At 64.9% G+C, this 13322-nt stretch carries 15 protein-coding genes; 3 read left to right on the top strand and 12 right to left on the bottom strand.

All coding sequences use genetic code 11. The features are described from left to right. Positions 1-10: 10 nt before the first annotated feature. From dxs to AC1RRT_RS12765, 3 genes are read right to left on the bottom strand one after another with little or no spacing between them, the layout of a single operon-like run. Positions 11-1933, bottom strand: a complete 1923-nt coding sequence (gene dxs / locus AC1RRT_RS12775; RefSeq protein ID WP_493014184.1) for a 1-deoxy-D-xylulose-5-phosphate synthase — start codon at positions 1931-1933, stop codon at positions 11-13. A 28-nt stretch (positions 1934-1961) separates the two neighbouring features. After that, positions 1962-2882 carry a polyprenyl synthetase family protein gene (locus AC1RRT_RS12770; RefSeq protein WP_493014183.1) on the bottom strand — a complete coding sequence of 307 codons (921 nt, stop codon included), beginning with the start codon at positions 2880-2882 and terminating at the stop codon, positions 1962-1964. Position 2883: 1 nt separating this feature from the next. Next, positions 2884-3156, bottom strand: coding sequence for an exodeoxyribonuclease VII small subunit (locus tag AC1RRT_RS12765; RefSeq protein ID WP_493014182.1), 273 nt, complete (start codon positions 3154-3156; stop codon positions 2884-2886). Between the two features lie 155 nt (positions 3157-3311). On the opposite strand from AC1RRT_RS12765, the gene AC1RRT_RS12760 reads away from it, so the two are divergent. Continuing rightward, a complete protein-coding gene (locus AC1RRT_RS12760; protein WP_493014181.1) occupies positions 3312-4022 on the top strand; it encodes a lipid-binding SYLF domain-containing protein in 711 nt (236 codons plus the stop codon). After that, a complete protein-coding gene (locus AC1RRT_RS12755) occupies positions 4019-4456 on the top strand; it encodes a DUF3293 domain-containing protein (RefSeq protein ID WP_493014179.1) in 438 nt (145 codons plus the stop codon). The genes AC1RRT_RS12760 and AC1RRT_RS12755 overlap by 4 nt, the downstream gene beginning before the upstream one ends. Here AC1RRT_RS12755 and AC1RRT_RS12750 read toward each other — a convergent pair. From AC1RRT_RS12750 to meaB, 4 genes are all read right to left on the bottom strand, one after another. Continuing rightward, positions 4453-5637 carry an acetyl-CoA C-acyltransferase gene (locus tag AC1RRT_RS12750; protein ID WP_493014178.1) on the bottom strand — a complete coding sequence of 395 codons (1185 nt, stop codon included), beginning with the start codon at positions 5635-5637 and terminating at the stop codon, positions 4453-4455. The genes AC1RRT_RS12755 and AC1RRT_RS12750 overlap by 4 nt on opposite strands. An 89-nt stretch (positions 5638-5726) precedes the next feature. Next, complete coding sequence (locus AC1RRT_RS12745) at positions 5727-6875, bottom strand: acyl-CoA dehydrogenase family protein (RefSeq protein WP_493014177.1); 1149 nt, start codon at positions 6873-6875, stop codon at positions 5727-5729. Between the two features lie 17 nt (positions 6876-6892). Beyond that, complete coding sequence (locus AC1RRT_RS12740; RefSeq protein WP_493014176.1) at positions 6893-8086, bottom strand: pyridoxal phosphate-dependent aminotransferase; 1194 nt, start codon at positions 8084-8086, stop codon at positions 6893-6895. Positions 8087-8102: 16 nt separating this feature from the next. Beyond that, entirely contained in the window at positions 8103-9050 is a 948-nt protein-coding gene (gene meaB / locus AC1RRT_RS12735) for a methylmalonyl Co-A mutase-associated GTPase MeaB (RefSeq protein ID WP_493014175.1), read from the bottom strand. Between the two features lie 79 nt (positions 9051-9129). On the opposite strand from meaB, the gene AC1RRT_RS12730 reads away from it, so the two are divergent. Next, complete coding sequence (locus AC1RRT_RS12730; RefSeq protein WP_493014174.1) at positions 9130-9954, top strand: ABC transporter permease; 825 nt, start codon at positions 9130-9132, stop codon at positions 9952-9954. Between the two features lie 328 nt (positions 9955-10282). Here AC1RRT_RS12730 and AC1RRT_RS12725 read toward each other — a convergent pair whose 3' ends face one another. The 5 genes from AC1RRT_RS12725 to AC1RRT_RS12705 form a co-directional block, all read right to left on the bottom strand. Then, positions 10283-10474 carry a hypothetical protein gene (locus AC1RRT_RS12725; RefSeq protein WP_493014173.1) on the bottom strand — a complete coding sequence of 64 codons (192 nt, stop codon included), beginning with the start codon at positions 10472-10474 and terminating at the stop codon, positions 10283-10285. Between the two features lie 260 nt (positions 10475-10734). Continuing rightward, the gene (locus tag AC1RRT_RS12720; RefSeq protein ID WP_493014172.1) at positions 10735-11115 is read right to left on the bottom strand and encodes a RidA family protein; all 381 of its coding nucleotides are present in this window, start codon (positions 11113-11115) and stop codon (positions 10735-10737) included. Positions 11116-11192: 77 nt separating this feature from the next. Beyond that, on the bottom strand, positions 11193-11591 hold the full coding sequence (locus tag AC1RRT_RS12715; protein WP_493014171.1) for a DUF6841 family protein: 399 nt from the start codon (positions 11589-11591) through the stop codon (positions 11193-11195). Then, entirely contained in the window at positions 11591-12034 is a 444-nt protein-coding gene (locus AC1RRT_RS12710) for an acyl-CoA thioesterase (protein WP_493014170.1), read from the bottom strand. The genes AC1RRT_RS12715 and AC1RRT_RS12710 overlap by 1 nt, the downstream gene beginning before the upstream one ends. 3 nt (positions 12035-12037) lie before the next feature. Beyond that, positions 12038-13204, bottom strand: coding sequence for an iron-containing alcohol dehydrogenase (locus tag AC1RRT_RS12705; RefSeq protein WP_493014169.1), 1167 nt, complete (start codon positions 13202-13204; stop codon positions 12038-12040). Positions 13205-13322 lie beyond the last annotated feature (118 nt).

Here is a 13322-nt window from a genome sequence, read left to right as displayed (position 1 = left end):
ATGGAACCTGTCAGGCGCGGGCTGGGAGGACGTCGCTCGAACGGCCAAGAGCGGCAAGCGCGGTGGCGACGATCTGCGGCGCGTTCAGGCCGGCCTCGTCATACTGCTTCACCGGGTTGTCGTGATCGATGAAGCGATCAGGAAGAACCAGCGGCCGGATCTTCAGGCCATGATCGAGCAGGCCGTCATGGCTGAGGAACTGCAGCACATGGCTGCCGAAACCGCCGACCGAGCCTTCTTCCAGCGTGATCAGCACTTCGTGGTTACGCGCCAACTGGCGCACCAGATCGGTATCCAGCGGTTTGCAGAAACGCGCATCGGCCACCGTGGTCGACAGGCCATGGGCGGCCAGGTCGTCGGCCGCCTTCAGCGCTTCGGCCAGACGGGTGCCGAAGGACAGGATGGCGATCTTGCTGCCTTCGCGGATGATGCGGCCCTTGCCGATCTGCAGCACCGAGCCGCGCGCGGGCAGGGCCAGGCCGCTGCCTTCGCCGCGCGGATACCTGAACGCAGACGGGCGATCGTCGATGGCGGCAGCAGTTGCCACCATATGCATCAGCTCGACCTCGTCGGCCGCCGCCATCACCACCATGTCGGGCAGGCAGGCGAGATAGGCGATGTCGAAACTGCCGGCGTGAGTCGCGCCGTCAGCGCCCACGAGGCCGGCGCGATCGATGGCGAAACGCACCGGCAAGCGCTGGATCGCCACATCATGCACCACCTGGTCATAGGCGCGCTGCAGGAAGGTCGAATAGATCGCCGCAAAGGGCTTGTAGCCTTCGGTGGCGAGGCCGGCGGCAAAGGTCACGGCATGCTGTTCGGCAATGCCGACATCGAAGCAGCGCTTGGGGAATTTCTTGGCAAACAGATCGAGCCCCGTGCCTGACGGCATGGCGGCGGTAATCGCGACGATCTTGTCGTCGGCTTCAGCTTCGGCAACCAGGCTCTGGGCAAAGACCTTGGTGTAGCTCGGCGGACCGGCCTGCGGCTTGGCCTGCGCACCGGTCACAACGTCGAACTTCACCACACCATGATACTTGTCATCGGCGGCTTCGGCCGGGCCATAGCCCTTGCCCTTCTGCGTCACGACATGGATCAGCACCGGGCCGGGCTTGTCGGTGTCGCGGATATTCTTCAGCACCGGCACCAGATGCTCAAGGTTGTGGCCGTCGACCGGGCCGACGTAATAGAAGCCCAGCTCCTCGAACAGCGTGCCGCCGGCCACCATGCCGCGCGCATATTCCTCGGCTTTCTCGGCAATCGAGGTCAGCGTCTTGGGCAGGATTTTCTCACCAATCTGCTTGGCCAGCTGGCGCAGGCCGATATAGGAGCGCGACGACATCAGGCGCGACAGATAGGCGCTCATGGCACCGACCGGCGGCGCAATCGACATGTCGTTGTCGTTCAGGATGACGATCAGCCGGCTGTTCATCGCACCGGCATTATTCATCGCCTCATAGGCCATGCCGGCCGACATCGCGCCGTCGCCGATCACGCAGATGACGTTGTTGCTCTCGCCCTTGAAGTCGCGCGCCACCGCCATGCCCAGGCCGGCCGAGATCGAGGTGGAGGAATGCGCGGCGCCGAAGGGATCGTATTCACTTTCCGAGCGTCGTGTGAAACCGGAGAGGCCGCCCGGCTGGCGCAGCGTGCGGATGCGGTCGCGGCGACCGGTGAGAATCTTGTGCGGATAGGCCTGATGCCCGACATCCCAGATCAGGCGGTCGGTCGGCGTATCGAAGACGTGATGCACGGCGACGGTGAGTTCAACGACGCCCAGGCCCGCGCCCAGATGACCGCCGGTGACCGAAACAGCATCGATCATCTCGCGACGAACCTCGTCAGCGAGCTGCTTGAGCTGTTCCAGATCGAACGACCGGGTATCGGCCGGCGTGCGAACGGTATCCAGCAGGGGCGTGCGGTTACTGATCATTACGGCCTGTCATGCGGCGTTAAGCGTGTCACGAGCGGCGGGTTATAACAAACTCCGCCAGTTCCTGCAAAACCACGGAACCGGGGCCAAAATGCGACAAAACCGCCGTCTTGGCCGAATTCGTTAACGTCCGCGCCTTGGTCCGGGCCTCCTGAAGCCCGAGCAGGCCGACAAAGGTGGCCTTGCCGGCAGCGGCATCCTTGCCCACCGCCTTGCCGACTTCGGCGGCCGAGCCTTCATGATCCAGAATATCGTCGGCGATCTGGAAGGCGAGTCCCAGATCGGCGGCATAAGCACGCAGGACCGCGCGATCCCGAGGGTCAGCCCGGCCTAGGATGGCGCCGGCTTCGGCCGAAAAGCCGATCAGCGCGCCGGTCTTGAGCGCCTGCAGATGCGCGATCTCGTCATAGCTCAGTGGCCGGCCGGCCGCCGTGCGGTCCTCGGCGGCCAGGTCGATGGCCTGCCCGCCGACCATGCCGCGCGCACCAGCCGCCAGGGCCAGCCCGGCGACCAGGCCGGCGCGCACCGTGGCATCGTCATGGGTGGCCGCGTCGGCCAGCACCGCAAAGGCCTGTGTCTGCAGCCCGTCGCCCGCCAGGACGGCGGTCGCCTCGTCGAAAGCCTTGTGCACGGTGGGCTTGCCGCGCCGCAGGTCATCGTCGTCCATGCAGGGCAAGTCGTCATGCACCAGCGAATAGGCATGCAGCATCTCGATGGCGGCTGCGACCCGCAGGGACTGCGTGCGCGGCACCTTGAACAGGTCGGCGCCCGCCACCACCAGCAGCGCGCGCAGGCGCTTGCCGCCGCCCAGGCAGGCATAGCGCATGGCCTCATCAAGCTTGCGGGTGGGGGTTTCGACAGCGGGCAGCAGGCCATCGAGCGCGGCTTCCACCGCCGCGCCGATATCCCGCATGGCCGCCGCTAATGCGGGCGACGGCTGGTCGGCCATATCAGTCTGCCTTGAAGGGCTGGGTGGCGGGCTGGCCATCGCCGCCGACCACGATCTTCTCGATCTTCTCTTCGGCGGCCTTCAGTTTGGCCTCGCAATGGCGCTTCAGCAGGGCGCCACGGCCATAGAGGGCGATCGACTCTTCCAGATCGACCCGGCCGCTTTCCAGCTTGGCGACGATCTCATCCAGCGCCTTCAGTGCCGACTCGAAGCTCAGCGCTGCGATGTCCGCCGGGATGGTCTCCTGACCTGCATCTTCCTTGGCCTTGGACATGCCGCCTCCGTTTCACAAAGCCGCCACAGTTTAGGGACTAGCTTGCGCTGCAACAACCCGTGCACCCCCGACTGATTCGTCGCCTGGGGTGATTCTGCGCGGCCGAAGCAATATATTGCGATTCGCGATTTGCCAACCCGGAAAGGGGTTTGAACATGTCCAAGCCGATACTCTCCGCTGCCATGACCCGCCGCTCCCTGATGACCGCCAGCCTGGCCGGCGGCGCCCTGCTGATGTCGCCCGTGCCAGCCTTTGCCGCCAGCGACGATCAGGGCCTGATCGACAGCGCCCGCATCACGGTGGAGCATTTCACCAATGACGGCCATATGAGTGACCTGCGCCGCAAGCTGGCCCAGGCCAAGGGCGCCTTCGTGGTGCCACAACTGCTGAAAGCCAGCTTCATCATCGGCGGCGAAGGCGGCTCGGGCGTATTGATGGCCAAAACCGGCACCGGCTGGAGCGAACCCGCGATCTACACCATGGGCTCGGGTTCCATCGGCCTGCAGATCGGCGGCGAGGCCTCGGAAGTGATTCTCGTGCTGATGAATGACAAGGCGGTCGACGCCATTCTGCGTAACGAGTTCAAGCTCGGCGCCGATGCCACCGTGGCCGCCGGCCCGGTCGGCATGGGCGTCGAAGCCGCCACCACCACCAATCTCGGTGCCGACATCTACTCCTTCTCCAAGACCAAGGGCCTGGCTGCGGGTGTATCGGTGGAAGGCGCGGTGATCACCGCGCGCCACAGCCGCAACACGGCCTACTACGGCAAGGAAATGCATCCACGCAACATCATCTATGACAACATGGTCAGCAACCCGGGCACCCAGGGCCTGCGTCAGGCGATGGCCAATGCCGAGATGCGATGATCTCTGACAGGACCCTGCAGGGCTATGTCGCCACCACCTATGCGGTGACATGGCCTGACGGCACGATGACCGGCCTGCGCCTGGATCAACCCAGTGCGCAGGCCGATGCGTATCTGCGCCAGTGCAGAGCGAACTCGCTAACATGCATAAACGCCTGGAACCCGCGCAGCCGGCGGCTGGATACCGGCCGCAACATGGCGGCGCACCAGCGCCTGCGCCGCGACCTTGGGATGCGCGGCCTGCTGCATCTGCCGCAGCTCGGCGTGCCGGACCGGCGCGGCTGGAAAGCCGAACCCGGTTTCGCCGTGCTGGACCTGGAAACGGAAAAGGCCATAGGCCTTGCGCAGACCTATGGCCAATTCGGGATCGTGCAGTACACGCGCGGCGGAGTGGCGGAACTGATCCTCACCCGCCTTGCGGCACCGAGGCTTTAAGCGACTTCAAACAAGCCGGCACCGCCCTGGCCACCGCCGATGCACATGGTCACCACCACATACTTGGCGCCGCGACGCTTACCCTCGATCAGGGCGTGGCCAGTCATGCGCGCGCCCGACATGCCATAGGGATGGCCGATCGAGATTGCGCCGCCATTGACGTTCAGGCGATCGTTCGGGATGCCGAGCTTGTCGCGGCAGTACAGTACCTGCACGGCGAAAGCCTCGTTCAGTTCCCACAGGCCGATATCGTCCATCTTGAGGCCGAAACGCTGCAGCAGCTTAGGCACGGCATAGACCGGACCGATGCCCATCTCGTCCGGCTCGCAGCCCGAGATCGCCATGCCGCGATAGATGCCGAGCGGCTGCAGCCCCTTCTTCTCGGCCAGCTTTGATTCCATCACCACGCAGGCGGATGCGCCATCGGAAAGCTGGCTGGCATTGCCAGCCGTGATCACCTTGCCCGGACCGCGCACCGGCTGCAGGCCGGCGAGGCCTTCCAACTTGGTGTCGGCGCGGTTGCCTTCGTCCTTGGCCAGCGTGATGTCCTTGTAGGAGACTTCCTTGGTCTCCTTGTCGACGACCGCCATCTTGCTCGGCATCGGCACGATCTCGGCGTCGAACTTGCCGGCGGCCTGGCCGGCGGCGGTGCGGCGCTGGCTTTCCAGCGCGTATTCGTCCTGCGCCTCGCGGCTGATGCCATAACGCTTGGCCACGACCTCGGCGGTGTCGATCATCGCCATGTAGATTTCAGGCTTGTTCTTCATCAGCCATTCGTCACGGGCACGGAAGGTATTCATATGCTCGTTCTGCACCAGCGAGATCGATTCCAGACCGCCGCCAACCACGATGGGCGCGTTGTCCTGGATCACCTGCTTGGCGGCCGTGGCAATCGCCATCAGGCCGGAGCCGCACTGGCGGTCGAGGCTCATGCCGGCAACAGAAACCGGCAGGCCGGCGGCGATGGCAGCCTGGCGTGCGATATTGCCACCGGTCGAGCCCTGCTGCAGGGCCGCGCCCATGATGACGTCATCGACTTCGCCGCCCTCGATGCCGGCGCGCTTCACCGCTTCGCGGATCGCATGCGCACCCAGCGTGGCGGCGTCGGTGTTGTTGAAAGCGCCGCGATAGGCCTTGCCGATCGGCGTGCGGGCGGTGGAAACGATGACGGCTTCACGCATTTTATGTCCTCCCAAGACTTGGTCTGGCGGAACGCTAGCCCCAAACTTTTCGCGGCGCAAACGTTCCGCTACGGCAGTTTACGCGAACGTCAGGCCGGCCAGCGCTTGGCGATCTCTTCCAGCATGACCTCGGTGGCACCGCCGCCAATGGGATGGATGCGGGCATCGCGCGCCATGCGCTCAATCTCGCTGTCCCGCAGGTAGCCGGCACCGCCATGGAACTGCAGGCAGTCATAGGTCACGGCATTGACCAGCTCGCCGCACAGCGCCTTGACCATCGAGACCTCGCGCACGGCATCCTTGCCCTCGCCCACCAGCCAGGCGGCGTGATAGACCAATTGCCGCGCCGCTTCGGTGCGGGCCTCCAGCATGGACAGCCGCTGGCGGATCACCTGCTTGTCGGCCAGCGCGCCGCCGAAGGCCTTGCGCGTCGTCACATACTGCCGGGTGATCTCCAACGCGCGGCGGCATTCGCCCACCGCCATGGCGCCCAGCACCAGGCGCTCGTTCTGGAAGTTGCGCATGATGGCGTAGAAGCCGCGGTTCTCCTCGCCAAGACGGTTCTCGACGGGGACGCGGCAGCCGTCGAACACCAGTTCGGCGGTATCCGAGCAGAGCCAGCCATGCTTCTTGAGCGAACGCCCGACGCTGAAGCCCGGCGTGCCCTTCTCCACCGCGAAGATCGAGATGGCGCGCGAGCCCTTGGCATCCGGGTCGGTCTTGGCGGCGACGAAATACAGATCGGCATGCACGCCATTGGTGATGAACATCTTGCTGCCGGTCAGCACATAATGGTCGCCATCGCGTTTCGCCCGGGTGCGGATGGCAGCGACATCAGAACCAGCATCGGGCTCGGTGACGGCCACGGCGGTGATCAGCTCGCCAGCAATGACCTTGGCGAACCAGCGGTCGAGCTGCTGCTGGTTGCCGGCATGGGCCAGATGCGGTGAGGCCATGTCGGTATGCACCAGCACGGTGGCGGAAAACCCGCCAAAGCCCGACAGCCCGCACTCCTCGGCCAGGATCGCGGCGGCGACCGGCGACTGGTCGCTGCCGCCATATTCTTCCGGATAGCGGATGCCGAAGAAACCCAGCGCACCCATCTTGCGCAGGGTCTCGCGCGGCACCATGCCGGCCTCCTCCCAGGCATTGCCATGGGGCCGGACCTCGTTGTCGATGAAACGGGCGATCTGTTCACGCAGCGCGGCGTGATCGTCGCTTTCGTAGATCGTCCGCATTCATCCTCCGGATTTTTTTATTTGAGTTGCGGCACCAGGCGCTCGAGCGCTTCCGACAGCTTGGGCAGCGAGGCCGCATAACACAGGCGGATGCGCCCTTCGCCGGCCGGGCCGAAGGCGATGCCGGGGGCTAGGCCGACCTTGGCCTTGCGCGCGATCTCCTTGCAGAACTCGACGCTATCGGTCAGGCCATCCAGCGCAAAGAAAGCGTAGAAGGCGCCTTCGGGTTTGCCGAGACGAACGCGCGGCAGCGGCGCCAGCGCCTGATAGACCAGATCGGCGGCGCGGCCATAGCGCTCGACCAGGCTCTCCACATAGTCATCGCCCTCATTCATCGCGGCAACGCCGCCATACTGCACGAAGGTGGTCGGATGCGAGATGTTGAACTCGGTCATCTTCTCGACGGCGGCGCACAGGCGCGGCGGCGCCACAATCCAGCCCAGACGCCAGCCGGTCATCGACCAGCTCTTGGAAAACGAGTTGACGATCACCACCGGATCTTCCGGCTGTGCCAGCGTGTAGTAGCTCGGCGCATGCCGTCGCCCTGATTCTTGGGCCGGGCCATAGATGATGCGGCCATAAACCTCGTCCGAGAGGATCCAGATGCCGCGCTCGCGGCAGAAATCGAGGATCGCCTTCAGCTCGGCTTCGGATGCCACCCAGCCGGTCGGATTGCCCGGGCTGTTGATCATGATCATCTTGGTGGTTTCGTCGCAGCTGTCGAACAGCTGCTGCAGGTCGAGTTTCCAGCGGCCATCTTCCTGCGGCTGCAGGAACACGTCGCGCGGCTCGCCGCCCATGGCACGGATGGCAGAGCGGCCATTGGGCCAGATCGGCCCGATCACCACGGCGCTGTCGCCGGGCTCGATCAGGCACTGGATGGTGATCATGATCGCACTCATCCCGGAAGCGGTGACGACCATGCGGTCATGGCCGACGCGGGCACCGTAGGCACGGTCGAGATAGGCGGCGATGGCGTCCAGCAGCGGCGCGATGCCGCGATTGGCGGCGTAGAAGGTCTCGCCGCGCTCCAGCGCCGCGGCCGCGCCCCTGCGCACGAATTCTGGCGTCGGCTCGTCGCCCTCGCCGAACCATAGCTTGATCATGTCCGGGATATCGGCCGAGGCGCGGGTGACGACGCGGATGCGTGAACCGGGCAGGTCGAGGATGTTGGCGCAGATACGGGCTTCGGGATTTTTCACTTCGGACATGGACGACAGGTTCACTTCATTTGGAGAGACGGTTTGCCAGCAGGGCGATCATGTCCTGCATGGCGGTTTCGATATCGCTGTGGCCACCGAGCACCGCATCGGACAGGCGGTCGATCTCTTCGGCCGGCAATTCGCTCAGGCCCCGGCGCAGGCGGTCGAGCACCAGGTTGTGCAACAGGCGCCGCGTGCGGGCACGCGGATCGGGACGCTTGCGCTTGCCAATCGCCTGGATCGCATCGGCCAGCTCAGCCACGCCCAGCCCCGCCGTCGCGCTGGTCTGCAGCACCGGCACGGGACCATGGCCACGTTGCGCGCTCATCGCGGCGAGCTGGCGCGCCGAGCGTTCGGCGAACGGCAGGTCGGACTTGTTGACCACCAGCACATCGGCGATCTCGAGAATGCCGGCCTTGATGGCCTGGATATCGTCGCCCAGGCCGGGTGCATTCACGACCACGCGCACATCGGCGATCTCGGCGATCTCGACTTCCGACTGGCCGGTGCCGACGGTCTCGACGACGACGACATCGCGGCCCGAGGCATCGAAGACGTCGATCACGCGGGCGGCCGTGCGCGACAGCCCGCCGAGATGGCCACGGCTGGCCAGGCTGCGGATGAAGACGCCGGGATCGGCGGCATGCTGGCTCATGCGGATGCGGTCGCCCAGGATGGCGCCGCCGGTGAGCGGGCTGGACGGATCGACGGCGACGACGCCGACATTGAGGCCGCGCTGCCGCAGCTCGGCCACATAGGCCGAGACCAGGGTGGACTTGCCCGCGCCCGGGGCGCCAGTGAAGCCGACGACCAGGGCATGGCCGAGCCGGCCACGGATGCCCTGCAGCACCAGCCGGGCCTCGTCGGTCTCGTTCTCGACCGCCGTGATGGCCCGGGCCAGGGCGGCACGTTCGCCGGCCAGCAGGGCCGGCAGCCAGTCCGGCAGGGCAGAATCAGCCGTCGCGTTTTGCATTGGGGCAGATTACGCGCTATGTAGCCCGGCGAACAGGTTCCCCCGCAGCTCTCCGGGGCCTCAAAGGCTTCAAATCCTCATGTCCGACCGTCCCGCCGTCGCCTATACCCCCCGCAGCTACGGCCCACGTTCTTATGGGCCCGTGAACTGGCTGGGCCTGTGGACGCTCTACGTCAAGGAAGTGCAGCGCTTCCTGAAGGTGATCACCCAGACGGTGCTGGCCCCGGTGGTGACCACCTTGCTGTTCTTCGCCGTCTTCGCGCTGGCGCTGGGCGGCGCGGTGCGGCAGATCGCCGGCATGCCCTTCATTGAATTCCTGGCGCCAGGCCTGATCATGATGGCCACCACGCAGAATGCCTTCGCCAACACCTCCTCCTCGATCATGATCTCGAAGGTGCAGGGCAACATCATCGACGTGCTGATGCCGCCGATCAGCCCGGGCGAGCTGCTGCTGGCCTATGCCGGCGCCGGCGTGACGCGCGGCCTGGCCGTGGCCTGCGCGGTCGCGCTGGCGATCGCGCCTTTCTCGGCCATCCATATCCACCACTGGTTCGCCACCGTGTATTTCGCCTTCGCCGGCTCGCTGATCCTCAGCCTGATGGGCATTCTGGCCGGCCTGTGGAGCCAGAAATTCGACCACATGGCCGCCGTGACCAACTTCGTCGTCACGCCGCTGGCCTTCCTGTCGGGCACCTTCTACTCGGTGCAGCAACTGCCGCCCTTCTGGTACGCGGCGGCGCATGCCAATCCCTTCTTCTTCATGATCGACGGCTTCCGCTGGGGCTTCACCGGCCATACCGACGGCGACGTGCTGCTGGGCGGCGGCGTGCTGGGGGTGGCCGCCGTGCTGCTCTGGGGCCTGTGCTACACCCTGCTCAAGCGCGGCTACCGCCTGCTGCCCTGAGCGGGTTACCGGCGCCTGATCGTCGAATGTGATGCTGTCGCCGTCGAAACTGATGCTGTAGGCGTCGAATCCGGGGATGTAGCCGTCGAATTCCGTCTTATCGGATGCCTATCCGACCTTATTGCCCCCTTATCCGACCTTATCCGGGGCTTATCCGTCCTTATGGACCCCTTAGTCCTCCTTATGCGCGCTTACCTCTGGCCGGCGGTCCGATGGCGGACAGGCGTCTGCGACCCGCCGGGATACCCCGCGGTCGCAAAAGAACATATAATGTACATATTATAGGATAAAAGTCAAGATTCCGTCCGTAGACGGATCGACTGATGTCTCAGCGTTGCTGCTGCTGCGCCTGCTGCGGCCAGACCAGCCAGAGCCCGACCACGAAAAGCGCCGCCCCGGCCCAGCCGGCCGTCACCCGGTCGCCCTCGGCAATCGCCACCCCGGCGATGACCGCCGCCAACAGGCCGAGCGTGATCACGGCCTTCGCACCCGGTACTGCGGGAAGTTTGGTATCGAACATCGTCCCCATCCAACTCGGTGGGCGCGCATCCCGTGGCATCAGAGGGCGCGCCATGTCTGCCTCATGCACACTATGCCCGATCGATTTTAAAGATTCTGCTAAAAGTGCGGTTACCTTTTGCCGCAGCTTAAGGCCAAGCTGCGTTACATCCATGAGCCGTCATGCCACGCCTTGGGCGTGGCATCCACGCGTTGTTTTCAAAAGGAACTCGTGGATGCCCGGGCCAAGCCCGAGCATGACAGGAAATGCGTGCGACGCACTCACGCCTCGGCGATCACCGCGATCGACACCTTCATGCCGGGAATGCGTACCGGCATCTTGGCGCCCTGCCGCGCCGGCGGATTGGCGGGAAACCATTTCACCCATTCCTCATTCATGCCGGCGAAATCGGCTTCGTCGAGAATGATCACCGTGGCGCTGACGACGCGGTCGAGCGAGCTGCCGGCCGCCGTGAGGATGGCGGAGATATTCCGCAGGCATTGCCGGGTCTGCTCCTGGATCGTGTCGCCGACGATCTTTCCCGTGGCCGGATCCTGCGGCGCCGTGCCCGAGACGAAGACCAGACCCGCCGCCCGTACCGCCTGGCTGTAGCTGGGCGGCGGCGATGGTGCAGCAGCGGTTCGAATGATCTCTCTGGTCACGATGGCCTCCAGCGTTGCGCCACAGCATTCAACGCTAGAGGAGCGGGCCCGACCGAGAAAGAGACGACTCCGCGCCGTCAGGCTTCACTTGACCGTGATGCGCGTTCTTCATAGGCCATGCAGAAGACGATCTTCCAGGCATCATCAATACGACGCAGCGTATACCCGGTGCGGAATTGCCACTGCGGCTTGGGATCGCGCCTCAATGTCCAGAGCAGATTCAGCACCAGCGCATCCGGCCCCTGCGGCAGCAGCGTGTCGACCACATAGCCGGCGGCCTTGAAACCACCCTCGCGATAAAGCCCGATCAGGCGCTGCATGTTGGCAACCACCTGATCCTGCGTGGTCCACAGGATGGGATCGCCATCGATCAGGACGCAGGGCAAGGCGAAATGCGCGGCGATTGCGTCGGCATCCTGCGCATTGAAGGCGGACTGATAGCTGTCGAGAAATGCCGTGACGCCGAGCGGCAGCATTACACCAGAATCTTTTCCAGCGCCGCGCGGATCTTGGCCGGAATCGGTACCGGCTTCTGCACACCGCGTTCGACAAAGACATGCACGAAATGCCCGGTAGCGGCGGGATGCGGATCGCCATCGCGGAACAACGCGATCTCGTGGCGCGCCGAGGAATTGCCCAGCTTCACCGTGCGCAGACAGCCCTCGATGGTCTCGGGATAGTTCAGCGATTTGTGGAAGCGGCAGCCGCTTTCCACCAGCAGGCCGATGATGCTGTCGTTGACCATGTCGAGGCCGCCGAAGCGGATCATGTAGTCGTTCACCAGCGTGTCGAAATAGGCGTAATACTGCACGTTGTTGACATGCTGGTAGACGTCGATATCCGACAGCCGCGTCGGGATCAGCAGGCTGTGGCGATAGTTGGCGCGGCTTTCCAGCTTCGGATCGAGGACTTCCGACATCGCTTACAGGGCCTGCTCGTAAATCTTCAGCGCGTCGTCATAGGCGACATCGCGCGGGTTGTTGACCAAGAGGCGCTGCTGGTTCATCGCGTCCTTGGCCAGCATCGGCAGGTGGTTGTGGCTGATGCCGACCTGACGCAGCTGCTTTTCCAGCTTCACGTCGTCGATGATCGCCTCGAGTTCAGCCAGCAAGGCGCCGGCGCCAGCCGATGCAGAGCTGAAGCTCTTGCCCGGCAGCAGGATCGGCGCCAGCTCGGCATACTGCTCGGCCGCCTTTGGCACTTCGAGGTTGAAGCGCAGCACATGCGGCAGCATCAGCGCATTCGACAGGCCATGCGGCACATGGAAATGCCCGCCGACCGGATAGGCCAGCGCATGCACGGCCGCCACCGGCGCATTCGCGAAGGACATGCCGGCCAGCATGGCGCCGAGCAGCATCTCCGAGCGCGCCGCGCGATCCTTCATACCCTCTGGCGAGCAGACCCTGCGGATGTTCTTTGACAGGAGCCGCAGCGCCTCGCGGCCCAGCGCATCCGACATCGCATTCTTCTTGTTCTTCGAGGTATAGGCCTCGATGGCATGTACCATGGCATCCACGCCGGTCGCCGCCGTCACATGGCGCGGCAGGCCCAGCGTGAGATCGGCATCGAGCAGGGCGATATCGGGCAGCAGCAGCGGCGACACCACGCCCTTCTTCTCGCTCTCGCCCGTGGTGATGATGGCGATGCCGGTGACTTCCGAGCCGGTGCCGGCGGTGGTCGGCACCTGGATCAGCGGCAGGCGTTTGCCCTTCGCGTTGCCGACGCCGTAAATCTCGGACAGCGGCTGCGTCGCGACGGGGAGGAAGGCGACCAGCTTGGCGATATCCATCGAGGACCCGCCGCCGAAACCGACAACGCCGTCGGCCTTGAAGTCCTTGGCGACCTGCACGGCGTCATGCACCAGCTTTTCCGGCGGATCGGCCTCGGTCCGGTCATAGATGGTGACGGCGATATTGGCGGCCTTCAGGCTGGCCAGGGCGGCCTCGGGCAGGCCCAGTTTCATGACACCCGGATCGGTGACCAGCACCACCCGGGACGCCCCCAGTTCGGCCATCAGGGCGCCCAGCTTCGCGCTGGCGCCGGGCTCGCAATAGACCCGCCGCGTGGTCTCGAAACTCAGGGTCGTCATGGCAGGCCTCCCGGTTTTCCCTTGTGGGGCCAGAGATTAACACCGGCCGGAAAAGCCCTGCCAGCCTCGGACGCTACGGTAAGGGATGGGTAATCTGCCAATGTCAGGATGCATTCGC

The sequence above is a fragment of the Ferrovibrio sp. GW821-FHT12B10 genome, from assembly GCF_058807515.1.
This window is presented reverse-complemented; position numbering and strand designations above follow the sequence as displayed.

Excerpts from the sequence above, each read along its gene's own strand:
- dxs (WP_493014184.1), bottom strand. The coding sequence starts at position 1,933 with ATGATCAGTAACCGCACGCCCCTGCTGGATACCGTTCGCACGCCGGCC.
- AC1RRT_RS12770 (WP_493014183.1), bottom strand. The coding sequence starts at position 2,882 with ATGGCCGACCAGCCGTCGCCCGCATTAGCGGCGGCCATGCGGGATATC.
- AC1RRT_RS12765 (WP_493014182.1), bottom strand. The coding sequence starts at position 3,156 with ATGTCCAAGGCCAAGGAAGATGCAGGTCAGGAGACCATCCCGGCGGAC.
- AC1RRT_RS12760 (WP_493014181.1), top strand. The coding sequence starts at position 3,312 with ATGTCCAAGCCGATACTCTCCGCTGCCATGACCCGCCGCTCCCTGATG.
- AC1RRT_RS12755 (WP_493014179.1), top strand. The coding sequence starts at position 4,019 with ATGATCTCTGACAGGACCCTGCAGGGCTATGTCGCCACCACCTATGCG.
- AC1RRT_RS12750 (WP_493014178.1), bottom strand. The coding sequence starts at position 5,637 with ATGCGTGAAGCCGTCATCGTTTCCACCGCCCGCACGCCGATCGGCAAG.
- AC1RRT_RS12745 (WP_493014177.1), bottom strand. The coding sequence starts at position 6,875 with ATGCGGACGATCTACGAAAGCGACGATCACGCCGCGCTGCGTGAACAG.
- AC1RRT_RS12740 (WP_493014176.1), bottom strand. The coding sequence starts at position 8,086 with ATGTCCGAAGTGAAAAATCCCGAAGCCCGTATCTGCGCCAACATCCTC.
- meaB (WP_493014175.1), bottom strand. The coding sequence starts at position 9,050 with ATGCAAAACGCGACGGCTGATTCTGCCCTGCCGGACTGGCTGCCGGCC.
- AC1RRT_RS12730 (WP_493014174.1), top strand. The coding sequence starts at position 9,130 with ATGTCCGACCGTCCCGCCGTCGCCTATACCCCCCGCAGCTACGGCCCA.
- AC1RRT_RS12725 (WP_493014173.1), bottom strand. The coding sequence starts at position 10,474 with ATGTTCGATACCAAACTTCCCGCAGTACCGGGTGCGAAGGCCGTGATC.
- AC1RRT_RS12715 (WP_493014171.1), bottom strand. The coding sequence starts at position 11,591 with ATGCTGCCGCTCGGCGTCACGGCATTTCTCGACAGCTATCAGTCCGCC.
- AC1RRT_RS12710 (WP_493014170.1), bottom strand. The coding sequence starts at position 12,034 with ATGTCGGAAGTCCTCGATCCGAAGCTGGAAAGCCGCGCCAACTATCGC.
- AC1RRT_RS12705 (WP_493014169.1), bottom strand. The coding sequence starts at position 13,204 with ATGACGACCCTGAGTTTCGAGACCACGCGGCGGGTCTATTGCGAGCCC.